Source organism: Dethiosulfatarculus sandiegensis (assembly GCF_000931935.2).
In the GTDB taxonomy this organism is placed as follows: domain Bacteria; phylum Desulfobacterota; class Desulfarculia; order Desulfarculales; family Desulfarculaceae; genus Dethiosulfatarculus; species Dethiosulfatarculus sandiegensis.
The window spans coordinates 125,366-142,868 of the sequence record NZ_AZAC01000004.1; the positions used below are offsets into that span (position 1 = coordinate 125,366).

Annotated in this window: 14 protein-coding genes; 6 read left to right on the plus strand and 8 right to left on the minus strand. The window is 54.0% G+C overall.

Translation table 11 applies throughout. The annotated features are described in order from the left end of the window. Positions 1-16: 16 nt before the first annotated feature. From rplS to X474_RS04660, 8 genes are all read right to left on the minus strand, one after another. Positions 17-364, minus strand: coding sequence for a 50S ribosomal protein L19 (gene rplS, locus X474_RS04625; protein WP_197281973.1), 348 nt, complete (start codon positions 362-364; stop codon positions 17-19). A 228-nt stretch (positions 365-592) separates the two neighbouring features. After that, on the minus strand, positions 593-1,333 hold the full coding sequence (trmD, locus tag X474_RS04630) for a tRNA (guanosine(37)-N1)-methyltransferase TrmD (protein WP_044347089.1): 741 nt from the start codon (positions 1,331-1,333) through the stop codon (positions 593-595). A 63-nt stretch (positions 1,334-1,396) separates the two neighbouring features. Continuing rightward, the gene (rimM, locus tag X474_RS04635; RefSeq protein WP_044347090.1) at positions 1,397-1,936 is read right to left on the minus strand and encodes a ribosome maturation factor RimM; all 540 of its coding nucleotides are present in this window, start codon (positions 1,934-1,936) and stop codon (positions 1,397-1,399) included. 2 nt (positions 1,937-1,938) lie between these two features. Next, the gene (locus X474_RS04640) at positions 1,939-2,169 is read right to left on the minus strand and encodes a KH domain-containing protein (protein ID WP_044347092.1); all 231 of its coding nucleotides are present in this window, start codon (positions 2,167-2,169) and stop codon (positions 1,939-1,941) included. 66 nt (positions 2,170-2,235) lie between these two features. Then, positions 2,236-2,520 (minus strand): 30S ribosomal protein S16, encoded by a 285-nt coding sequence (rpsP, locus tag X474_RS04645; RefSeq protein ID WP_044347094.1) that lies wholly within the window; start codon positions 2,518-2,520, stop codon positions 2,236-2,238. Positions 2,521-2,606: 86 nt separating this feature from the next. Beyond that, positions 2,607-3,947 carry a signal recognition particle protein gene (gene ffh, locus X474_RS04650; RefSeq protein WP_044347095.1) on the minus strand — a complete coding sequence of 447 codons (1,341 nt, stop codon included), beginning with the start codon at positions 3,945-3,947 and terminating at the stop codon, positions 2,607-2,609. A 529-nt stretch (positions 3,948-4,476) separates the two neighbouring features. Then, a complete protein-coding gene (locus tag X474_RS04655; protein ID WP_044347097.1) occupies positions 4,477-4,992 on the minus strand; it encodes a carboxymuconolactone decarboxylase family protein in 516 nt (171 codons plus the stop codon). A gap of 151 nt (positions 4,993-5,143) precedes the next feature. Then, positions 5,144-5,728 (minus strand): TetR/AcrR family transcriptional regulator, encoded by a 585-nt coding sequence (locus tag X474_RS04660; protein WP_044347098.1) that lies wholly within the window; start codon positions 5,726-5,728, stop codon positions 5,144-5,146. 200 nt (positions 5,729-5,928) lie between these two features. On the opposite strand from X474_RS04660, the gene X474_RS04665 reads away from it, so the two are divergent. The 6 genes from X474_RS04665 to X474_RS04690 all read left to right on the plus strand — a co-directional run bounded on the left by X474_RS04665 (position 5,929) and on the right by X474_RS04690 (position 17,454). After that, positions 5,929-6,255 carry a DMT family transporter gene (locus X474_RS04665; protein WP_044347100.1) on the plus strand — a complete coding sequence of 109 codons (327 nt, stop codon included), beginning with the start codon at positions 5,929-5,931 and terminating at the stop codon, positions 6,253-6,255. 488 nt (positions 6,256-6,743) lie between these two features. Beyond that, entirely contained in the window at positions 6,744-7,853 is a 1,110-nt protein-coding gene (locus tag X474_RS04670) for an efflux RND transporter periplasmic adaptor subunit (protein ID WP_044347102.1), read from the plus strand. Next, positions 7,850-11,002, plus strand: a complete 3,153-nt coding sequence (locus tag X474_RS04675) for an efflux RND transporter permease subunit (protein WP_044347104.1) — start codon at positions 7,850-7,852, stop codon at positions 11,000-11,002. Before X474_RS04670 ends, X474_RS04675 begins: the two co-directional genes overlap by 4 nt. Before the next feature lie 532 nt (positions 11,003-11,534). Then, positions 11,535-12,701 carry an efflux RND transporter periplasmic adaptor subunit gene (locus X474_RS04680; RefSeq protein WP_197281974.1) on the plus strand — a complete coding sequence of 389 codons (1,167 nt, stop codon included), beginning with the start codon at positions 11,535-11,537 and terminating at the stop codon, positions 12,699-12,701. Between the two features lie 134 nt (positions 12,702-12,835). Further along, positions 12,836-15,979, plus strand: a complete 3,144-nt coding sequence (locus X474_RS04685) for a multidrug efflux RND transporter permease subunit (protein ID WP_044347107.1) — start codon at positions 12,836-12,838, stop codon at positions 15,977-15,979. A gap of 14 nt (positions 15,980-15,993) precedes the next feature. Further along, positions 15,994-17,454: an efflux transporter outer membrane subunit gene (locus X474_RS04690; protein WP_044347108.1), complete on the plus strand. Its 1,461-nt coding sequence runs from the start codon at positions 15,994-15,996 to the stop codon at positions 17,452-17,454. The last annotated feature ends 49 nt before the right edge of the window (positions 17,455-17,503 follow it).

The window sequence follows — 17,503 nt, forward strand, 5'->3', positions numbered from 1 at the left end:
GGCCTCAAAAAAGACCTCAGGCCCTGCGCAGTTCCTTGATGCGGGCGGCCTTGCCCCTCAAGTTGCGCAAGTAGTAGATGCGGCCACGGCGGACCCGACCACGGGTCACAATCTCCACCTTGTCGATGACAGGGGAGTGCAAGGGGAAGATACGTTCCACGCCCACGCTGTAGGAGACTTTGCGTACTGTAAAGGTGGCTCCCACACCTGCGCCGCGACGCCTGAGCACCACGCCTTCAAAAACCTGGACACGTTCTTTTTCACCTTCTTTAATGCGGACGTGGACCTTGACAGTGTCGCCTGCGCGGAACTGGGGGATATCCACCCTCATCTGCTCGCGGGCGATTTGTTTGATGGCGTCCATGATAAAGCCTCCTGAAATCCGGCTGTCCGAAGTGGGGCGGCGCCTGCCCCCCGGCTTCGGGAATTGTACCTGGAAAATGCTAAAATATACCAAAACTCAGCCGGTTCGCCCGTTTAAACGCACAAAAATCCCGACACCCAGTGCGGTGCGGGAGCGCACAAACTAAAACCAGTGCGAAATCGGCTACTTATTTCTACTAAAATTGCCCATCCTTTTCGGATCGGCAGTTTACGCTTTGTTTTTCAGCTCGGCCTTGATCCTGGCCAGAGCCTCTTTATCCTCTTGGCTCAATTGCACTTTTGGCAAGAGGTCGGGCCTTTTTTCAAGGGTGTGACGCAAAGATTCGTTTCTGCGCCAACGCTCTATGGCCGCATGGTTACCGCTTAAGAGTATCTCCGGCACCGACAGGCCTTGAAAAACCGCAGGCCTGGTGTAGTGGGGATGCTCCAAAAGGCCATCCATGAAACTGTCTGCCTGGGCTGAATCTTTTCCGCCCAACACCCCGGGCAACAACCTGGCGACCGCATCCACCAGGCAAAGAGCTCCCAGCTCACCGCCTGTGAGGACAAAATCTCCCAAGCTTATCTCTTCCGCTCCGGAAAGATCAAGGGCCCTTTGGTCCAGCCCCTCATAGCGCCCACAGATCAAGGTGAGCCTGGGCTCCCTGGTCAGTTCCCCGGCCAGGTCCTGATCAAAGGGTCTGCCCTGGGGAGACAGCATGATCCTGCGGCCCTTGGGCTCTGCGGGAAGGCTTTCCAGGGCAGCCATCAGGGGGCCGGGCATCATCACCATGCCGTCGCCGCCTCCATAGGGGGAATCGTCGACTGTGCGGTGCTTGTCTGTGGCAAAGTCGCGGATATTGGTGACACGCACCTCTATCAGCCCTTTGTCCCGGGCCCTGCCCATTATGGAAGTCCTGCAGTAAAGATCGCAGACTTCCGGGAGAAGAGTTAGTATGTCAAAGATCATATGGACCAAAGCCGGAAGTTTCACCCGGCCGTATAAAAACGGCCAGAGTGAGTTGATTACGGTTCATGACTCGCCAAATCCCTGGCTTTCCAGAAGGCCTTCGGGAAGGTCCACCTGGATATAGCCTTTGGAAAGCTCCATCCGGACTACGAATTCATCTGTAGCCGGTATCAGGCCCTCCTGGCCGGAGGAGTTCTTTATAACCCAGATCTCCTGGCCGCCGGGATCGGTCACATGGGCTATTCGCCCCAGGACCCGGTTTTCCAAGTCCCGGACTTCCACACCCTTAAGCTGGAACCAGTAATACTCGTCTTCCGCCAAGGCTGGTAGCTGATCTTGTGAAATATAGATGAAAAAACCCTTGAGCTTATCGGCTTCTTCCTTGGTGTTTATCTCTTCCACCTTAAAAAGAAGCCTGCCCTTGTGGCGGCGCAGGGATTTCAAGTTCAATTCCTGCGCTGCCTCGGGGTTTGGCCCCGCGTATAACTTTTCCGCCGTAAGGAAAAGTTCCGAGTCCCCGGTATAGGGGTATACCCGAACCTCTCCCTTAAGGCCGAATGATCCTGAAGATCGGCCCATAAGGACCAGTTGGGGGCAATTCATCTTTACTCGATAATCTCCAACACCGATCTCTTACGAATCTTGGTGGAGGCAGCACTGAGGATTGTGCGCATGGCCCGGGCCGTACGGCCCTGCTTGCCAATGACTTTGCCCAGATCCTCCTTGGCTACCTTCAACTCGATGACCGAGGTTTGTTCTCCTTCAATCTCGGAGACATCGACCTGCTCGGGATTGTCCACCAGCGCCTGGGCAATGTACTTGATCAACTCCTTCATTCGGCACCTCTCCACCATGAGATACGCAACCGGAGATTCCAACCCTACCGGCCCAGGGAAAATTCCCTACTGGGCCAACTCGGTTCCCCCGGAGCCTTCTTCCTGGCCGGGCCAAAGGCGATTGGCCTTGAGCAGACTCTTAACCGTGTCTGTGGGTTGCGCGCCCCGTTCAAGCCACTTGGAAAGCAGCTCACCCTTAACCTCTACTTGTGAGGGCTCCTGCTTGGGATCATATGTACCCAATATCTCCAGGAACCTGCCGTCACGCGGAGACTGTGAATCTGCCGCGACAATCCGATAGAAGGGACGCTTTTTGGCCCCCATCCTAGTCAGCCTGATTTTAACTGCCATGTGCTTAGTTTCGCCTTTTTAGTGTGCCTGTCACCTAAGGCAAGCGCCTCAGATGAGTTAGAGACTTCAAATAAAGACCCTGATATTTAAAATCCCCGCATGGAGAGCATCTTACCCAAACCCTTTTTGGGCCCCATGCGAGCCATTTGTTTCATCATTTTTTGAGATTGACGGAAGTTTTTCAACAGCCGGTTCACATCCGTCACTGTGGTTCCCGACCCCTTGGCAATTCTTTTTCTGCGGGAGGCATTGATTATATTGTGATTTTGCCTTTCCGCCACTGTCATGGAGCCGATAATGGCCTCGATGCGTTTTATTTCTTTTTCATCGGGGGCCATATTCTTCATATTTTTAAGCTTACCCGCTCCGGGCAGCATCTTCAAAATGGAATCTAACGATCCCATTTTGCGAATTTGTCTCAGCTGATCTCTGAAGTCTTCCAGGGTGAACTGGTTTTTGGCCATCTTTTTGGCCAGGGCCTCGGCTTTTTCCTGGTCAATGGCCTCGCTGGCCTTTTCCACCAGACTTAAAACATCGCCCATACCCAGAATGCGGTTGGCCAGACGGTCCGGATGGAACACCTCTAAGGCGTCAAGCTTTTCACCCACACCCAAGAACTTGATCGGTACATCGACCACGGCCCGGATGGATATGGCGGCTCCGCCCCTGGCGTCGCCCTCGACTTTGGTCAACACCACTCCGGTGAGCCCCAGGCTTTGGTGAAAGCTTTGGGCCACGTTGACCGCGTCCTGACCGGTCATGGAGTCAGCCACCAAGAGGGCTTCCTGGGGATGCAGGCGCTCCTTGATGGCCTTGAGCTGGGCCATTAAGGCCTCATCCACATGAAGGCGGCCGGCGGTATCCAGAATCAGTACGTCACATTCCGCCCTGGCCGCATCGGCCAAAGATGCGATGCATATATCAACCGGGTCCTGGCCCGGGTCTGTATCAAAAACCGGGACGTCAACCTGTTTACCCAGACGTTTGAGCTGCTCAATGGCTGCCGGCCTCTGCACATCCGCGGGCACCAGAAAAGGCTTTTTACCCCTTTTTTTGAGGTTTAAAGCCAGCTTGGCGCTGGTTGTGGTCTTACCGGCGCCCTGCAGGCCGACCATCATATAAACCAGGGGCGACTTGCCGGTCAAGACAAGGGGTTCGCCCTCTTTGCCCATCAGGGTGCAGAGTTCATCGTGAACAATTTTGATAACCATCTGGGCCGGGGTGATGGAACGCATGACTTCCTGTCCCACAGCTCTTTTCTTGACCTGTGAGATAAAGTCTTTCACCACCTTGTAATTGACATCCGCCTCCAGCAAGGCCAGACGGACCTCGCGCATGGCATCGGCAATATTTTGCTCGGTGAGCTTGCCGTGACCCTTAAGGCGTTTAAATGTTTCGGCCAGGCGGTCGCTTAAGTGATCGAACATCCGCTATTTTCACTCACCCAATAGTTGATTGCTCACGTAGTTGTCCACGGGCTACATCTGCAAATTCAGGCAGTATATGGTAAAACCAGGCTTGCGTCAACCGACGCCAAGTATCATTCCACTAATATACTATAGCAAAACGATGAGATTTACTTCAATTCCTGTCTGCATGGTAGCAATTATTTCAGAGGTCTGCTGAAAGCCTTACCGGCTTATTTACGCAAAAAATAAGTGTAGCACGCCATGGTGTCAAGTCAAGTTGTCCGTGTATTCATTGGAAAAGTTGTAAAAATATGGAAGGTTAGCCGGCATCATTCAAAGAGCCGTTGTTTTGGAATTATTTTTTTATCCAAGTTAGGCCTTTTGGAAAAAAGTTGATCAGCCGGGTTGAAACTACGCCTTCAAACTGTGGATCGGAAAAAATATCTGGTTTTAGTCGTGGTTTTTTATCGGAAAACCACACCGCAGATTGTAAAGGGGGCGGGCCGTTTAGTGAAAAGCACCCACAGGCCCGCCCCGGAGAGAGTTGTTATTTGCGCAAGGCCGTAAAGAGAATGCTTAATGCCACCATACTTGTTCCATGGTGCAAGGCATCAAAGATGTCCCCGTCTTTCCACCCCTGGTCCCGCAAGGCCTGTATTTTTTCGTCGCTTGCGTAAGATGGCGCGGAAACAGTCTTACGGACAAAATCCACCAGTTGGTTTTCCCTTTTTTCCAAAGGGGCCCGGGCAGTGTCTTTCAGCACGTCATCAAAGTCCTCATCCGTCATACCGGCCCGTTTAAGCATCCCCTTGTTAAGGTTGATGCAATAGTCCAGCTTTCTGTCTGTTGCGATCAGAAAACGTATAAGGGCCAGGACATGGGGATTAAGGCTTTTGTGATGTACGAAATGCCCCATGTTCATGGCCTGGATTCGGATCAGTTCAGGACTGGCGCTGAGCATTTCAAATGGTTCCGGCACTCCCACTTCCTTGGGAAACATGGCATAGATTTTGGCCAAATCACCGGTTGCTTCTGTGGGGGGAGTTGTTTTCAGGTGGAACATTTAAATCTCCTTTTGGGGCTGCTGCCTTGTGAAGGTTGTTTAGTTTAAAAAATGGCTGGTTAAGTTTGCCGAAGACTGAAAATTAGACCAGTCTACTAGCAGGTTTGAAAAATGTCCACCCATGTCGAATGGATATAATAACTTATTATTTTTATTGAGAATTCAGCAGGTGACCAAAAATTGCCTGCATGAAATTACTTAAAGGAGCCTGGCTTTTGCTTAACTTCATGGCCAACAAAGAGCCCTGCCAGCTTTGTAAAATAAAGGCGGCCGTGTTTTTCGGGGAGAGGTTCTCAGGCAATTGTCCCTTTTGCCGGGCTTCTTCCAGCAATGTGGCTATTTCGGCCTCAAAAGAAGCAAGCACCCGGCTTAAACGCGCCCTGAACTCAGGGTGCAGGTCGGCCATCTCCTGGGTGAGGTTGCCCAATGGGCAGCCCATGGCAAACCCCCGCACCTCAAGATCCTGTTTTAATTTTTCATACATTTTCTTAAGACGCTCTAGAGGCGGGAGGTCCTGATCATGTAAAAAGGGGCTGACCTCCCCGGCCATGACCTTGCCGTAATAGTCCACCAGGGCCAGCCCCAGATCGTCTTTGCTCTTAAAATAATGATAGAAAGATCCCTTGGGCACTCCGGCTGTTTTCAGAATTTCGCCCAATCCTGTATTGTTAAATCCCTGGCGATGAACCAGAAGGGCCGCTGTCTTGATAATTTGTTCCTTGGTTTCTTTGGCCAACTGTTTTCCTTTGCAAGAGTTACGGCTATCATATTAGACCGGTCGTCTAGAAAAGTCAAGCGACTTTTCGGCATGAGCCCAAAGGGCCTGCCCTCTCCAGTTCGGGGAGGGTTGGTTTTTGGAGTTAATAAATTTCTTAAAACTATTTTAGAATAAAAACATAATTTGATTTGAGTTGCTTTTGAACCAGTGGAGGAACAGTGGGTTTTGTTTTTCTTTTCTTAGCCATATCAGCGGAAATTGTGGGAACCAGCGCTTTAAAGGCATCGCAGCAGTTTACCAGGCTTTACCCCAGTCTTTTGGTGGTGCTTGGCTATGGCGCGGCCTTTTTTCTTTTGGGGCAGGTGCTGAAATATATCCCCATGGGGGTTGCTTATGCTTTTTGGGCAGGATTGGGGATTGTCCTTATAACTTTGGTTGATGTATTTTTTTATAAGCAGCCTATTGATTTGGCTGCAGGGCTGGGGATCGCGTTGATCGTCTCGGGTGTTGTTGTGATCCATGTCTTTTCCAAAGCTGTGGTGTGATCCTTTCTCACTGAGTTTGCACAGGTAACATATGCTTATTCTTCAGCTTATTGGAAAATTGCAGTTAACCGGCCGGGATCTGGACAGGGATTTTCAAACCGTGTATGGTCAAATCGTTTGCAATAAACCGGATCACAGATGGTGTTTGGGGTGAAATAGTCTGCCTAAGGCGGTTGCTGAAACTTCCCGGAAACTTTTGCGGACAACGAATAGGGCGCCATGGCCGCATGATAGTCCTTTTACATCTGTCTTGACCGTCCGTCTGTTTGTGGCGCGTTTGTCAGTTTTTAACTGAAGGGCAATTTAGCGGGCGACAACTCTTAACAAAGTACATCGGTGAGAGTAATCCGGGCGCAATGGCGCTTTTTCCTTGCCGGGCCTGAAAAGGCCTCCGCCCAGGGAATGAACCGATGCTTACCTTTATTCAGCTTCTTTTGATAATTTATTTGGTGTCTACGTAAATACGCCTTTGGCGGTCCGGAGCAGTCATGACCTACAGAAAAATACTACTATTAAGCTCGTGCATATTATTTTTCTTGGGTTCGATTGGGGCAGACAGGGCCTGGGCTCAAAAAGGCAAAAGCCCCCCGGCCGCGTCGGTCAGAACAGCTTTTGTGATTCAGAGGGAAGTGGAGGAAAAGGTAGCCCTTACGGGAAATGTGGAGGCGCATCTTTTTTTGACCTTGGCTTCGCGCATTGAGGAGATAGTGGACCGGGGACATGTGGAAGAGGGACAGCGGGTTGAAAAGGGGCAATTATTGCTCAGCCTTGAGGATCAGCGCCTGAAATTGCACCTGCGGGAGGCCAGGGCCGTGTTGCGGGAAGCCAAGGCGGCTCTTGAGCAAATGCAGCGGGACTTGAAGCGAAAGCAGAGCCTATACACTAAAAAGTCGGTTCCGGCCAAGGATATGGAAGATGCGTTTACTTCCGTGGAGCGTCAGCGCGCTCTGATGGATCGGGCCAGGGAAAGGACCGCCATTTTGGAGCAGGATCTGGCCGACGCCAAGGTCAGGGCACCAACTGCCGGGGTGGTGGTTGAACGCCTGGCCTACCAGGGGGAATGGGTTAAAAAAGGGGGGCCCGTGCTGAAACTGGCGGTTCTGGACCCGCTCAAGGTTGTGGTGCCGGTGCCGGAGCGTTATGTGCCCAGGTTAAAGCCCGGTTCAAGCGTCAGGATAACCGCGGACGCCCTGCCCGGGGAGGTGTTTGAAGGCATAATCAAGGCAGTTATTCCAGAGGGAGACCAAAACAGCCGCACCTTTCCGGTTCAGATCAGGATACCCAATCAGACCGGCCACTTAAAACCCGGCATGCTGGCAAGGGTCAGTTTGTCGGTGGGCAACCCCCATCAGGCCCTTTTGGTGCCGAAAGACGCCCTGGTGATAGCGCCGGGCAACCGATACCAACTGGTGGTGGTTAAAAAGGGCAGGGCAACTCATCTGCCTGTGGAGCTGGTGACTTCGCACAAAGACCTCTGGGAGCTGAAAGGCCCTTTAAAACCGGGCATGCAGGTGGTGGTTTCGGGCAATGAACGCCTGCGCCCCGGTCAACCGGTTATGGTTCTCGGCAAAAAAGACAAAAGGGGGACTGATAAGTGAAGCTGGCCGCCCAGTCCATCAAGCACCCCATTGCCGTGAGTGTGGGGGTGATCCTGCTTTTGATGTTCGGCATTTTGGCCCTGTTGTCCGTGCCGGTGCAGCTGGTTCCGGATGTGGACCGCCCAATGATCACCGTTACCACTGTCTGGCCTGGAGCCGCTCCCCAGGAGATAGAGCGGGAGATAGTTGAGCAACAGGAAAAGCAGCTCAAAAGCCTGGAGAGCCTGGTTCGCATGACCAGTGAATCCACCACCAACCGGGGCAGGGTTATTCTGGAGTTTGAGGTGGGGACCGATACGGCCGAGGCGCTTTTAAGAGTGAACAACCAGATGCAAAGGGTTAAATCCTATCCCCCCAATGCAGAGAAACCGGTCCTGGTTTCGGCCAACCAGGATGCCTCTGCCATTGCCTGGATGGTGGTTTTGGCCACCGGTCCCAGGGCCGGGGAGATCTCCAGGTTGCGCACCTTTATCAATGAAAAAGTGGTTCCTTTGGTGGAAAGGGTGCCCGGCCTGGCTGCGGTGAACCTGTATGGCGGCCAGGACCGGGAGATGCAGGTGGAGGTGGACCCCAAGGCCGTTGCGGCCCATAAACTCACCATGCGCTGCATCGCCGACCGGCTGGTGGCCGAGAACAACGACTATTCCGGGGGAGGCATAGACGAGGGCAAGCGCCGTTATCAGGTGAGGGTTAAAAGCCGCTTTGAAAAGCCCCAAGATTTGGAAAAGGTGGTTTTGGCCTATGAGGACGGCGCCCCGGTTTTTCTGGGGGATGTGGGCAAGGCCAGGTTGGGGTATGCGGTCAAGGACAGCGTGACTTTGAACTTCGGACAGCCGACCATGGCCATGAATGCGATCCGCGAGTCGGGCACCAATGTATTGGAGGTAATGGCAGCCCTGAAAGAGGCCATAAAAAACGTCAACCAGGAAGTGCTCTCCGAGCTGGATGTAAAAATAACCCAGGTCTACGACGTTACGGAATACATTAATCAGGCCATCGCGCTTGTGCGCAACAATATATTTGTAGGCGGCTCCCTGGCCGTGATGGTTCTGCTTATATTTTTGCGCAGCTTGGGGACCACCTTTATAATCGCCGCTTCCCTGCCCATTAGCCTGATCGGCACCTTTATGATGATGTCGTTGTTCGGGCGCAACATAAATGTGATCAGCCTGGCCGGGCTGGCCTTTGCCTCGGGCATGGTGCTTGATGCCGCCATTGTGGTTCTGGAAAATATTTTTCGTCTGCGCCAGGAGGGCATGACCAGAAAAGACGCCTCTTACAAGGGCACGGTTCAGGTCTGGGGCGCCATCCTGGCCAGCACCACCACTACTATCGCCGTGTTTCTGCCGATTATCCGCATCCGGGAAGAGGCTGGGCAGTTGTTTGCCGATATTGCCATTGCGGTGAGCTTTTCGGTTTTGATCTCGCTTATAGTCTCCATTACCGTGATCCCCACCCTGGCCTCCCGACTGGTCGGCGGGGGAGAGTCAAATGGCGATCCGGCAAAAAAATCGAGCCTTTCTGCAAGGTTTGGCGGTGCGGTGCGCAGAGGCATTGTGGCCATGGCGCGTGGCCTGGCCGGGTCAGTCAGCGCCCGGCTGGCCGTGGTGAGTATCATGACCTGCCTGGCCCTGGCCACTGCCTGGTTTCTTTCCCCCAAGGCGGAATACCTGCCGACCGGCAACAGAAATTTCCTCTTGGGCGTGATGGTCCCCCCGCCGGGCTACAATATGGCCGAGTACGAGAAGGTGGGGCAAGAGATAACCGCCAGGCTTAAGCCCCATTGGGGTGACGACCCTCTCACCCTTGGAGGCAATGAAAAGGAACCGGCCATAAAGAGTTTCTTCTTTGTTGGCTGGGGCTCCATGATCTTCATGGGTGTGGCATCCTGGGATGAAACCAATGTGAGGGGGCTTATCCCGCCTTTGAAAATGGCCCTGGCCCCTGTTCCGGGCATGATACCCATTGTGAATCAGACCAGCCTTTTTGAAAGGGGGACGTCCCAGGGAAGGACCATTGACCTTGAAATCACAGGGCCGGACTTAAGCCGCCTGGTCAGCCTGGGCGGGCGCTTTTACGGCCGGATAATGGGGTTGTTGCCCGGCTGCCAGATCCGCCCCATTCCCGGCCTGGAGCTAAGCCGCCCTGAGTTGCGTTTTGAACCGGACAGGGTGAGGGCCGCTGCCGTGGGGCTAACCGCCCGGGATGTGGGATTCAACCTGGATGTGCTCTGCGAAGGCTCCAAGATTGATGAAGTGAGCCGGGGGGGCTATAACATAGACCTGAAATTGATGGCTGCCCCGGATTTGGTGAACAGAACCCAGGATCTGGGCTCCATGCAGTTGAACACCCCTTTGGGCAGCCTGGTGACCCTGGAATCCGTGGCCCCTCCCAAACTCATCGGCGGTCCCACCCAGATCAACCATATTGAGCGCAACAGGGCGGTTACCTTGCGTATATATCCGCCTGAGCAGATGCCTTTGGAAGAGGCCATGATCCGCCTGGAAAAAAATATAGTCCAGCCTCTTTTAAGCTCCGGTCAGGTCAGGTCTCCCTTTGATCTCAAACTCTCCGGTACAGCCGATGACCTTACCAAGACTTATGAGGCCTTAAAAGGCAACTTTTTTCTGGCCATGGCCATAACCTTCCTCCTGATGTCAGCCCTTTTCGGTAGTTATCTCTATCCGTTGGTGATCATGTTCACGGTCCCCCTGGCCGCGGCCGGCGGGTTCCTGGGCCTGTGGATTGTGAACCACGCCTTGGTCTACCAACCCCTGGATGTGCTGACCATGCTAGGGTTTATCATCCTGATTGGAATCGTGGTCAATAACGCCATCCTTTTGGTGGATCAATCCATAAGGGGCATAAGGGAAGACGGCTTGAGTATTAAGGATGCGGTGGCCGAGGCTGTGCGCCTTAGGGTCAGGCCCATCTTTATGTCCACCCTCACCTCTGTCTTCGGCATGATGCCGCTTGTGCTTATGCCGGGGGCGGGCTCGGAGCTTTACCGCGGCCTGGGAGCGGTTGTGGTGGGAGGGCTGATAGTCTCCACCCTCTTCACCCTGATTATGATGCCCGCTCTCTTAAGCCTGGTCCTGGATGCAAGACAGGCATTGGCTAAACTCAGGGGGAAGCCTTTTAAGGCTTGATATCACGCTGATTAAGTTAAGTAAATCCGGGCAGTCTCAAGTTAGTCCGGAATTTTTGGCCTGTGTCGGGATCAAGGGGAAAAAGGCTTGAGCCTGATCTTTTTTTGTAACTTTGCCCTGTCTCCCAGCCACTGTCTGAAGTAGCACCCCCTACATTTTAGGTGCAATATTTAAAGGAATCTGAGAAAAGTCCGCCGGGTCTGTTTCCCCAAGATTTTGGTCTTGGCAGGAGGCTTTTTCAATTCCCCGAGGGCTGCGTATTGCCCAAAAGGCAACTGACAGGAAATGGCTCAAAGCCTTTTTAAAAGGGAATCGTTGGAGGCTTTTTTATGTAAAGGCATTTTCTTAACCCGGTGTTAACCGCCCCTGTAGTAGGTTTCTGCCAGATTAAAGATATTAAAGCCACGATAACCTTGCCCCGGCCCCAGGCGACGAATATTGGGAAATTTTTTGCCCCAAGGGATGGCAGGGTCGCCTGAAAAGTGCGTGGATTTGAATTAACGAATGCTAAACAATGGGAAAAGAATCGAATATGTCGATCAGGAAAATGCATCAGCCTTCTCTGCTTATGGCCTTGGCTTTTTTGATATTGCTGACCGGATGTAATGAAGAGACCCAGCCCGGAGCCATGGCCAGGCCTGCGCCCAAGGTTGATCTTCACACAGTTGAAGCCGTCTCCTACACCTCAAGCACTGAATTGCCTGGCCGCATCGCCGCCCGCAGGGTGGCCGAGGTGAGGGCAAGGGTGGCCGGTATTGTTTTGAGCCGCAATTTCAAGGAAGGCAGCGTGGTGAAAGAGGGGCAACTGCTCTTTCAGATTGATCCCGCTCCCTTTGAGGCTGCCCTGGCCAGGGCCAAGGCCTCCCTGGCCACTGCGGAAGCAAGCCTTTTTGAGGCCCGGGAAGTGGTGAATCGCTATAAGTCCCTGGTTGAGGTCGGAGCCATCAGCCCCCAGCAAAACGACACGGCCATAGCGGTCCTTAAAAGGGCCGAGGCGGCCCGACAGTCGGCCCTGGCCCAGATCAAGACCGCGAAACTGGATTTGGGCTACGCCTCGGTGCGGGCCCCCATCACCGGCAGGATCGGGCGCGCCCTGGTTAACGAGGGCAGCCTGGTGGGGCAGGGCGAGGCAACCCCCATGGCCAAGATTCAACAGCTTGACAAAATTTACGCTGACGTGACCCAGCCGGTCTCGGATTTTCTTCGTCTTAGAAACACCTTGAAAAAGTGCGAACTCTCCGGGGAAGAACAGGCCTCGGGCCGGGTTTCGATCCGTCTCCCGGAGATTGATCAGGTCTTTAAGGGACGCCTGTTGTTCTCCGACGTCACGGTGGATAAGCTCACCGGTCAGGTTTCATTGCGCAGCGAATTTTCCAACCCGAACGGAGTGCTTTTACCGGGGATGTTCGTGCGCTTGAAAATAAACTTGAAAACAGACCCCAAGGCCATTTTCATTCCCCAGCGGGCCGTGCAGATGGACCCCAAGGGCAAGGCCTATGTCATGGTTGTGGATAACAAAAACACAGCCGGTGTGAGGTTTGTCAAAACCGGTGTCATGCAGGGAAACACCTGGCAGGTCCTGGAAGGCCTCAAAGCCGGCGAAAAGATCGTGGCAGGCGGTGTGGACAAGATCCGGCCGGGAATGCGCCTTCCCCCGACCCGGACAGCGGGCGCGAAATCCAAAAAACTCGAGGGCTGATTCAAAAAATCGCCTTTAATTCAGATGAGTTGACCAGGGCCGGTCGCAGATGATCAGCCCCAACAGGAGATTTTTGCCCTTAAACAGGTTTTTTAAATGAATCTCCTGTTATCCGGCTTGGATGAGGAACACTTATGACCAGGTTTTTTATTGCAAGACCCAATTTTGCCTGGGTCGTGGCTATTTTCATATGTTTGGTGGGCCTTTTGGCCATCCCGTCATTGCCTGTGGAAAAATATCCCCAGGTGGCCCCTCCCCAGATTTCGATCAGGGTCAACTATCCCGGAGCTTCGGCCAAGGTTCTGACCGATTCGGTGACCAACCTTATTGAAGAGCAGCTGAACGGCGCCAAGGGCCTCATGTACTACGAGTCCTCCGGCGCTTCAAACGGCATGGCCGAGATCACCGCCACCTTTTTGCCGGGAACAGACCCGGATATGGCCCAGGTTGACGTGCAGAACCGCATCAGCAAGGCCGAGTCCCGCATGCCCCAGGCTGTCAAACAACAGGGTATAGAGGTAGAACAGGCCAACAGCGGGTTTTTGTTGATCTATTCCCTGGGCTACAAAGACGGCGGCAAGGGAAGGAATCAGACCAAGCTGGCAGATTTCGCGGCCTCGAACATAAACAACGAGATCCGGCGCGTGCCCGGGGTGGGCAAGATTCAGTTTTTCGCCTTTGAAAGCGCCATGCGGGTGTGGGTGGACCTGGAAAAGCTCTTGATCTACGACCTTTCCATGGCCGATGTGAACCGGGCCATCTCGGCTCAGAACGTGCAGGTCCCGGCAGGCAGTTTTGGCGCGCGTCCCAGCCTGAGCGAGCAGGAACTCACCGCCAGCCTTATCGTCAAAGGCACTTTTGATTCACCCGAGGAGTTTGGCGAAATTGTGCTGCGCACCGAACCGGACGGCTCCCTTGTGCGGTTGTCCGATGTGGCCCGCCTGGAAGTGGGGCCGGAGAACTATGCCTTCAACTCCCGCTTGAACGGCAAGCCCGCGGCCATTGCCGCGGTAATGCTGGCTCCCGGAGCCAATGCGGTGAGCACCGCCTCTGCGGTGAAAAAACGCCTGGAAGAGCTGAAGGCTTCTTTGCCGGATGATATGCGGATCACGGTTCCTTACGACACCTCCAAGTTTGTGGATGTGGCGATCGAAAAGGTGGTGCACACTCTTTTTGAGGCCGTATTGCTGGTCTTTTTGGTGATGTTCCTCTTTTTACAGAGGTTCCGCTACACCCTTATCCCCACCATTGTGGTCCCGGTATGCCTTTTGGGAACCCTGGCGGTTATGTGGGCGCTGGGCTTTTCCGTGAATATGATGACCATGTTCGGCCTGGTTCTGGCCATCGGCATCCTGGTGGACGACGCCATTGTGGTGGTGGAAAACGTGGAAAGAATCATGGCCGAAGAGGGGCTTTCGCCTCGTGAGGCCACCACCAAGGCCATGGACCAGATCACGGGCGCTATTGTGGGCATCACCCTGGTGCTTTCAGCCGTGTTTTTGCCTCTAGCCTTTATGAACGGTTCCGTGGGCGTGATCTACCGGCAGTTTTCCATGTCCCTGGCGGTTTCCATCATTATCAGCGGTTTTCTGGCCTTGACCATGACGCCCGCATTGTGCGCTTCTTTGCTGAAACCCATTGCCAAGGGACACAAGGAAAAGCAAAAGGGCTTTTTCGGGTTTTTTAACCGCTTGTTTGCCCGCCTGACCAATGGTTATGGAAACATGACCGCAAAGGTGGTTAAAAGGGCCGGACGGATGATGGTGCTTTACCTGGGGCTCTTGGCCCTGCTTGGCTATGGCTACATGAATCTGCCTGAATCTTTTGTGCCGGATGAAGATCAGGGTGTTTTTATTGTCAATGTACAACTTCCGGCAAGCGCGACCTATAACCGCACCCTAAATGCCGCAGAATATATGGAAGATTTTCTGAGCTCCAACCCGGCTACCGAGAACGTCACCACTGTTTTGGGCTTCAGCTTTTCGGGCAGCGGACAGAATGCGGCCCTGGCTTTTCCGGAGCTCAAAGACTGGGCCGAACGCGGACCCGGTGAATCGGTCCACGGCATCATCGCTGCGGCCAACCGGCATTTCCATAATTTCATAGACGGCAGCCTTTTTGCCGTTAACCCGCCGGCCATCGACGGCATGGGAAACACCGGAGGTTTTTCCCTGCGCCTGCAGGATAGGGGCGGTCTGGGCAGAGAAGCCCTGACCAAGGCCATGCACCAGGTTTTGGGACAGGCCAACGGCTCCAAGGTGCTGAAGTATGCCAGGCTGGAAGGCCTTCCGGACGCCCCCCAGCTTCGCCTCAGGATTGACCGGCAAAAGGCCGAGACCCTGGGGGTCAGCTTCGGCAGCATCAGCACTGTGCTCTCCAGCGCCTTTGGTTCCGCCTTGATCAATGAGTTCACTAAAAACGGCCGGGTGAAAAGGGTGATAGTGCAGGCCGATAAAATAAACCGCACCACTCCGGAGAGCCTGAAGGACCTGCATGTGCCCAATGCTGCCGGACAACAGGTGCCTTTAACCGCCTTTACCCAGATGCTCTGGGAAAGGGGGCCGGTTCAGATCAACCGTTACAACGGCTACACCTCCTTCAGCTTATCCGGTGAAGCTGCGCCCGGTTACAGCTCCGGTGAGGCCATGGCCGAGATGGAGCGCATCTGCGAAGGCCTGCCCAAGGGTGTCGGTTATGAATGGACCGGGCTCTCACTGCAGGAAAAGCTGGCCGGGGACCAGGCGCCGATCCTTTTCTCTTTGGCCCTTTTGGTGGTCTTCTTACTGTTGGTGGCGCTTTATGAGAGTTGGTCCATACCTTTTTCGGTCATGTTGATAGTGCCTGTGGGCGCCTTGGGTGCGGTGGGCGCGGTCACAATGATGGGCATGGCAAACGGGGTTTACTTCAAGGTGGGGCTTGTAACCATCATCGGCTTAGGCGCGAAAAACGCCATTTTGATCGTTGAGTTTGCCAAGGAGCTTTTCAATCAGGGCGAGAGCCTTGTCAAGTCTGCGGTCGATGCGGCCAGAATTCGTTTCCGCCCCATTATCATGACCTCCATGGCCTTTATCCTCGGTGTCATCCCCCTGGCCATCGCCACCGGAGCAGGCGCGGCCAGCCAGAGAGGCATTGGAACCGGAGTGATCGGCGGTATGCTCAGCGCCACTGTCCTGGGTGTTGTATTCACACCTGTGTTTTTTGTCTGGGTGCTTTCGGTTTTCAGATCCAAGCGCCAGGCCATACCCGCCCTGGAAAAGAGCTCCACCACAGCAGCTTAAAGGAAATTAGCTAAATGACGAAGAAATATGGATATACCAGCTTCTCAATGGTCGGGTTGCTTGTTTTTGGCCTTCTGGCCGGGGGCTGCTCCCTGGCCCCTCAATATCATCGGCCAGAGGCTCCGGTTCCCCGGGACTGGTCAGCAGCGCAGGATCTCTCCCAAGGAAAATCCGAAAAGGGACGCAGCCTGGGTTCTTTGAACTGGCGGGATTTTGTATTGGATAAAGACCTGCAATCTGTGGTGCAGGCAGCTTTGGACCACAACCGCGACCTCAGGCAAACCCTTTTGAATATAGAAATTGTCCGGGCCAAATACCAGATAGAGCGTTCGGCTTTGGCGCCCGGTTTTGGGGCGGACGGCTCTTTAGTGCGTCAGCGGCTCGGCGAGGTGCAGAGCCCCACCGGCAACCCGAAAACCCAAAGCACCTATCAGGTGGGCCTGGGCATGAGCGCCTTTGAGATAGATCTGTTCGGCAAGGTTAGAAACCTATCCGCCTCGGCCCTGGAGGAATACCTGGGAACTTCCGAGGCTGCCCACGCCGCCAGGATCAGCCTGGTATCCCAGGTGATCAAGGCCTATATCAACCGGGCCGGTGCGCAGATGCGTTATGACCTGACCAAAAAGACCCTGGAGACCAGGAAGGTCTCCCTGGAATTGATTAGAAAAAGACAGTATGCAGGTGCGGCCTCCAAACTGGATTATCTTGAGGCCATGGACCTTATGGAGCAGGCCAAGGCCGATCTGGAGCTGAACGCCCTGGGGCTGGCCCAGGCGGAAAACGCCCTGGGGCTTTTGGTGGGGAACTCAATCAGGGAACTGCCCAAACCGTCGAGCGTGGAGAGACTTTTGCTGGAAGATGACCTGGCCCCGGGCCTGTCTTCGGATCTTTTGCAAAGAAGGCCCGATATCCTGGCCGCGGAACATCGCCTTAAGGCCAGGAACGCTGATATCGGAGTGGCCAGGGCCGCCTTTTTTCCCAGCATATCCCTTACCGGGTCTTTTGGTAATGTGAGTAACGAACTTTCCAGTTTGTTTGATTCGGCTTCCCGGACCTGGATTTTTACCCCGGCTATTCACCTGCCCATCTTCACCGGCGGCCGCAACCAGGCCAACCTGGAGATAGCCGAACTCAGAAAAGATGTGGCCATAGCTCAGTATGAAAAGACCATACAGACCGCTTTTCGCGAAGTGGCCGACGCCCTGGCTGCTCGGGAGACCTTAAAGCGCGAGGAAAGGGCCAGGGTGGACCTGGTCGCTTCCAGCGATGAGTCCCTTAAGCTCTCGGAGGCGAGGTATAATAACGGAGTCGATAACCATCTCAGGTATCTGGACGCGCAGAGAAGAAGTTTTGCCAACCGCCTGAGCCTGATAGAAACCGAATCCCGGCGCAGAATCGCCCTGGTGGATCTCTTCACGGTCCTGGGAGGCAGTTGGGATCTGAAAAAACATAAATCCCCTAAGCCCGAGGTGTAGTGGTTTTCCACCTGTGCTTCAGGCTTGGCCTGCAAAGGCAAAAATGGAA